At 39.3% G+C, this 5,885-nt stretch carries 4 protein-coding genes; 3 read left to right on the top strand and 1 reads right to left on the bottom strand.

All coding sequences use genetic code 11. The features are described 5' to 3' along the window. Positions 1 to 16 precede the first annotated feature (16 nt). Positions 17 to 1,462, bottom strand: coding sequence for an exodeoxyribonuclease I (sbcB, locus tag CWB85_RS20345; protein WP_138555884.1), 1,446 nt, complete (start codon positions 1,460 to 1,462; stop codon positions 17 to 19). Positions 1,463 to 1,903: 441 nt separating this feature from the next. On the opposite strand from sbcB, the gene CWB85_RS20340 reads away from it, so the two are divergent. The 3 genes from CWB85_RS20340 (at position 1,904) to CWB85_RS22525 (ending at position 5,500) form a co-directional block, all read left to right on the top strand. Continuing rightward, positions 1,904 to 4,030 carry a TonB-dependent siderophore receptor gene (locus CWB85_RS20340; protein WP_138555883.1) on the top strand — a complete coding sequence of 709 codons (2,127 nt, stop codon included), beginning with the start codon at positions 1,904 to 1,906 and terminating at the stop codon, positions 4,028 to 4,030. Between the two features lie 167 nt (positions 4,031 to 4,197). After that, positions 4,198 to 5,322 carry a PepSY-associated TM helix domain-containing protein gene (locus CWB85_RS20335; RefSeq protein WP_138555882.1) on the top strand — a complete coding sequence of 375 codons (1,125 nt, stop codon included), beginning with the start codon at positions 4,198 to 4,200 and terminating at the stop codon, positions 5,320 to 5,322. 7 nt (positions 5,323 to 5,329) lie between these two features. Further along, positions 5,330 to 5,500 carry a hypothetical protein gene (locus tag CWB85_RS22525; protein ID WP_171039043.1) on the top strand — a complete coding sequence of 57 codons (171 nt, stop codon included), beginning with the start codon at positions 5,330 to 5,332 and terminating at the stop codon, positions 5,498 to 5,500. Positions 5,501 to 5,885: the final 385 nt, after the last annotated feature.

Genomic DNA, 5,885 nt, shown 5'->3' with positions numbered 1-5,885 from the left:
GCTTACCGCTTACCGCTTACATACTCTGTGCGTAGTTATACAGCGCTTTTAAAATAGTTAAATTCTTTTCGTTATCGTCATGCTCATGGGCAAGGTTTTCAAGGGTGATCATAAAATCTTGTGCGCTGATCGACGGTTGATCTTCACCATGCATTAATTTGTTTTGGCAGTATTGACGCCATTGATCAAGCTCATCCTGATTTAGCGATTGCGGCCAGTTACGCGCACGATACTTAAATAATAAGTTATCAAACTTCTTATCTTCAAAATCAAGCTTCATACCCGCTAATTGCTCAGGACTGGCATCGCGAATAATGGCAAACTTTGCTTTATCGGCATGGCTAGTAAAGCCATCATACAGCATGTAATCCGTGTTAGTGGTTTTGCCGTAATCGGCTTTGTCGTTAAATACTTCAGTGACTTTGTCGCGAAGGCTTGGGTTGGCTTTTAATACGGCAAGGTTTTTTAAACATTGCTCGCGGTCAATACCTAAACGGGCAGCATTTTCAGGTAATAATGTTTTAGCTGGCGCCAAAATAGGGCATTTGTTTAAGTGCACCAGTTTTAAACCAACAGGCAGTTCATCTTCACCCAGTTCACTGCGTTTTGTGTAAAGGCGGGTACGTAATTCTTCTACTGATAAATCAATTAATACTTGTGGGTCTTCGGTTAAATTAAAACACACCACGGCATTTTTATTCGTCGGATGAAAGCTCATCGGCGCAATCCAACTGGTACAGCCTTGCGTGGCAGGAATGCGCGATGAGGTATGTACCAGCGGCGTCATATTAAATACATCAACAAGTTCAGCTAGGGCTTTTTTACCACGTAAACTAAAAAAGAAGTTATACAATTTAGGCTGCTTTTCTTTGATAAGTTTGGCCAAGGCAATGGTGGCGGTTACATCAGAAAGTGCATCGTGAGCCGCTGCGTGTTCAATACCATTGGCAACGGTTAAATGCTCCAGCTTAAAGCTTGGGCTGCCATCTTCTTTGAGCGGCCATTCAATGCCCTCAGGGCGCAGCGCATAACAAGCACGGACTAAATCAATAATATCCCAGCGACTGTTATTATTTTTATATTCGCGCTCGTATGGGTCATAAAAGTTGCGGTAAAAGCTATAACGGCTTACTTCATCATCAAAACGAATACTATTATAACCGGCTACGCAAGTATTAGGTACGCTAAACTCAGCATGGATCTTGGCAATAAATTCAGCTTCCACTAAACCTTTTTTCATCGCTACTTGCGGGGTAATTCCGGTGATCAAACACGCCTCAGGATGAGGTAAATAATCAGCCACCGGTTTGCAATATTCAATTAACGGCTCACCAATAATGTTTAAATCAAGATCGGTACGAATCCCCGCAAACTGACTGGGCTTATCCTTTTGTGGGCTTGCCCCCCAGGTCTCATAATCGTGCCAATAAATTGTTGCTTGATTTTGCTCTTGATAAGCCATGTAAAAACCCTTTAAGTTAGCTCGATACGGTTGAAAAACCGCCAAGTTACTAAATTCATGAATTATTTAGATTATGGCACAGCGACGGAGGACTTTATAGGTTTGGATGATGAAATGATGGTACGTATATTAAACCGTTTGTAGTTAGGTATAGCTCTCGGTACAGCAGATTAATTTAATATTTAATCAAGTTCACTTTTACAAGGCTTTTTCAATGCTTATGCATAAAAAATCCGTACTGCCGAACATCGTAGTTACAAGGCTCTATTCTCACAAATATGTATTTAAAATAGGCACTTAGAGCGCTTTTGTTTGCACTATTTACACATCTATGCGTTGATAATAGAAACCATTTGTATTAACATGCCGCCCCTAATTCTTTTGTTCTTTAATTAGTTGGTTAATTAAACTAATTGCTTTTTCCTCTAGGAAAGTATGTAAATGCTTAATTCATTTAAATTATTACCTTTATCCGCTGCTATTTCTTTAATAGTCACTTCATCACCGATTTTAGCCCAAGACTCAACCACAATAAAACTAGCAGAAAAAGACAGCCTTGAAACAATTATTGTTACTGGTTCATTTACAGTGAATGAAGTCGTTGATACTGCGACGGGCTTAGGTTTAACCCTGCGTGAAACACCGCAATCAGTTACTGTTATTACCAAACAGCAAATTCAAGATCAGGCACTTGATACAATAATCGATACTGTTAACAGCGCTGTAGGTGTGTCATCTGAAGCATTTGATAATGTAAGAAATAATTTAAGTTCTCGTGGTTTTGAAATTAGTAACTACCAAATAGATGAAGTGCCAATAGCGTGGAGCCTGGCTGCTAATTCGGGTGAAACAATCAGCGATGTTTCCATTTACGAACGTGTTGAGTTTGTTAGAGGCGCTACGGGCTTACTCACTGGCGTTGGTGATCCGTCTGCATCGATTAACCTAGTTAGAAAGCATGCAACAAGTACTGAACTAACAGGAAATGTGAGTGCCGCAATTGGTAGCTGGGACAACAGAGAGATCAAAGCTGATATAGCTACAGGCCTGAATGACTCTGGTTCAGTTCGTGGTCGGGTAGTGGCGAAATATGAAGAAAGCGACTCCCACATGGATTTATACCAAGATGAAACTAAAGTCTTGTACGGAGTTATTGAAGCTGACTTAACCGAAAATACGCTCATACGTTTTGGTGGAAGTTTTCAAAAGAATACGCCTACTTCACCAACCTGGGGTAATCTCCCAGGTTTTTATACAGATGGTACAAAAACTGATTGGGAAATATCTAAAACGACAGCTACAGACTGGAGTGAGTGGGATACAGAGAATACTAATTTGTTCGTTAATTTAAACCATGTACTTAGTAATGGTTGGGAATTAGTTGCTAACTACAACAAAATCAAATATATGAAGGAGTCAAAGCTAGTTTATTTATGGGGTACTGTTGATAAAGAAACGGGCGAAGGGCTCGGTAGCTCTCTTTATAAAAGTAAAGGCGACAGCGATCAAGATAGTATTGATTTTCAGTTGAAAGGTGATTATTCGTTTTTTTCACAACAACATGAATTTGTACTAGGTGCTTTATATAGCAAGCAATCTACTGTCTCGACATCTTACGAAACGCTTGGTGATATTGCAGATGTAGGTAACTTTTTTGAATGGGATGGCAGTTTTGCAGAGCCAACTTGGGGCGATGAAGAGATAGTCGATGTAGACATGGATACCGAGCAAAAAGGACTGTATGGTGCTACTAGGCTATCGGTGAGTGATTCATTTAAAGTCATTGTCGGTGGGCGAATTGCCAGCTGGGAGCGCAAAGGAAGCAACTACAGTGTTGACACTGAATTTGGTGATACGGGTGTTTTCATTCCATATACTGGTGCTCTTTATGATTTAACGCAAAACCACCGTGTGTATATTAGTTACACAGAAATATTTAAACCGCAAAGTGCTCAAGACCGAAATGGTGACTTTTTAGCGCCAATTGAAGGTAAAAGTTATGAAGCGGGTCTTAAAAGCAGCTTCTTAGATGATATGTTTCATACCAATCTTGCGCTGTATACGATTGAGCAAGATAACGTAGCGCAAGCGGATCCTGGCTTCATAATTCCTGGCACTGTAAATTCACAAGCGCAACGTGCAGCAGAAGGTGCAACAAGTAGAGGTTTTGAATTTGAGGTTGTAGGGCAGCCTGTAGATGGTTGGAATATTAACGCTGGTTATTCTCAGTTCGAAGCTGAAGATGCTGATGATGTGAAAGTGAATACTCAAATGCCACGCAAGCAGTTTAAATTATTTACAACCTATAGACTAATTAGTTTACACCCTGATTTAACTATTGGCGGCGGCATTAATTGGCAGAGCAAAACCTATGGACAAAGTGTAGAGCAGGGCGCTTACGCGTTAGTTAACTTTATGGCTCGTTACGATATTAATAGCAATATGCAAGTACAGCTAAATGTTAATAACCTACTCGATGAAGAATATTACAGTCGAGTCGCTTCACGTGATCAATATCGCTACGGCGTTCCTAAAAACTATAATCTGAGCTTTAATTATTCCTTTTAATAACTCCTGTAATATGCCCTATTTCCGTTTACGCTGAATAGGGCATATTACATTTTGTGAACCACCATTCATCTCTTCTCTTAAATTAGAGTAATTATATTAAAGTAATATTTTATTGAATTCGTATCATGATATTATTAGATTTTTATTTCATTAGGTTTATATAAATGCGGGCATCTACAGTAAAAGTATGGGAATTAGTGCATAAATGGACGAGCTTGATTTGCACACTTTTCTTATTGATGTTGTGCATAACGGGTTTGCCACTGATCTTTCATGATGAAATTGATGAAGCGTTAAACCCCGATGTATGGCAACCTAAATACCCACAAGCAGAGCATTTAACCCTAGATGAAATACTTGAGATAGCCCTTACGAATCGTGAAGGTGAGCAAGCTATTTATATGAGTTTTGATATTCTGCGCCCGGTCATTAATATAACAAGTGGCCCAACAGCATATGCGCCGAGCAGTGAGATGCATTTCGCTTCCTATGATCTAACCAGTGGTGAGTTAGTACCGCCATCAGATGTGGGCGAATCTGTGATGGAGTTTATTTTACAATTACATACCGATATGTTCTTAGGTTTACCCGGTATGTTGTTTCTAGGGGCGATGGGTGTTTTATTTGTAATATCAACTATCAGCGGCGTAGTTATATACCGTCAATATATGCGCAAACTTAATTTTGGAACAATACGCCGACATAAATCAACACGGCATAAGTGGTTGGATTACCATAATTTATTTGGAATTGTTACTGTTGCTTGGGTGTTAGTTGTGGGGGTAACTGGGGTTATTAATACACTTGAAGAACCCATTTTAGATACTTGGAGAGATAATAATTTAAAGCAGTTGTTGTCTGAGCACCAAGGTGGAGCTATTGTTGAGCCTAGCGCTTCATTAACTGAGGCCGTTAAACAAGCCAAGTTAATCGCACCAAATATGACCTTACAGTTTGTTGCCTTCCCTGGTAGTAAATTTTCAAGTAATCAGCATTACGCTATTTTCTTGCATGGCAATACGCCATTAACAAAGGAGCTTATTACTCCTGTATTGGTTGATGCAACTAATGGTGACGTAATTGGACTAACTGAAATGCCTTGGTATGGCAAAGTACTCTCTTTATCAAGGCCACTGCATTTTGGAGACTATGGGGGATTATTTCTTAAAATATTATGGGCAATACTTGATATCATCACCATTATTATTCTCGGCAGTGGGCTGTACCTTTGGTATCAAAAGAATAAAAAAACTAATTTTAATACAACCAGTAAAAAAAGTGCGGAGTAGCTTACTGATGGCCAAACAGCTTTCTCGTTGGCAAATTTTCAAGTTGCCAATTATCTTATTTATACTTTCTATAACAGGCATAGTTGCCGCTTTGCTTGTTGATGGCGAAATTGATTTACTTGCAAGCTTAGCGCTCGCCTCAACCCTGATAGTCACCGCGTGGTATATCTTAAAGTAAAAAAGACTCCCAAATACACAGCTAAACTGCTGTGTTAGAGCGTAACTAGATATCTATTCGGCTCTCTATTTTCATGTAGTGAGTCGCTCTATTTTTTATAGAAATTCAGAATACGAACTGAGAACAGCCCTATTAATACTTAAATTGACTTTATCTCCAAGAACTCGACGGTTAATGCCGGTGGAAAAATGATCCCAGAGTAAGTAGGCTACAGTGTAGGTATGGTAGTCCCTCCGAGCTTAATAGAGAGTATAATACCAATCGACTTAAATATTTAACCATTCTAGCGAGCTAAATAAAGCGCTAACTGCGTTATAATTTTTCATGTAGAACAACTACATGTCAAAATTTACGCCTTGTTATCACGTCATTTATCTGTCGCTAT

It is taken from the genome of Pseudoalteromonas sp. S1727 (assembly GCF_005886375.1).
GTDB classification, from domain to species: Bacteria; Pseudomonadota; Gammaproteobacteria; order Enterobacterales; family Alteromonadaceae; genus Pseudoalteromonas; species Pseudoalteromonas haloplanktis.
Note: the sequence above shows the minus strand (reverse complement) of the source record. Positions and strands in the feature narration are given on the sequence as shown.

Coding starts and splice junctions, on each gene's coding strand:
- CWB85_RS20335 (WP_138555882.1), top strand. CDS start 4,198: ATGCGGGCATCTACAGTAAAAGTATGGGAATTAGTGCATAAATGGACG.
- CWB85_RS20340 (WP_138555883.1), top strand. CDS start 1,904: ATGCTTAATTCATTTAAATTATTACCTTTATCCGCTGCTATTTCTTTA.
- CWB85_RS22525 (WP_171039043.1), top strand. CDS start 5,330: ATGGCCAAACAGCTTTCTCGTTGGCAAATTTTCAAGTTGCCAATTATC.
- sbcB (WP_138555884.1), bottom strand. CDS start 1,462: ATGGCTTATCAAGAGCAAAATCAAGCAACAATTTATTGGCACGATTAT.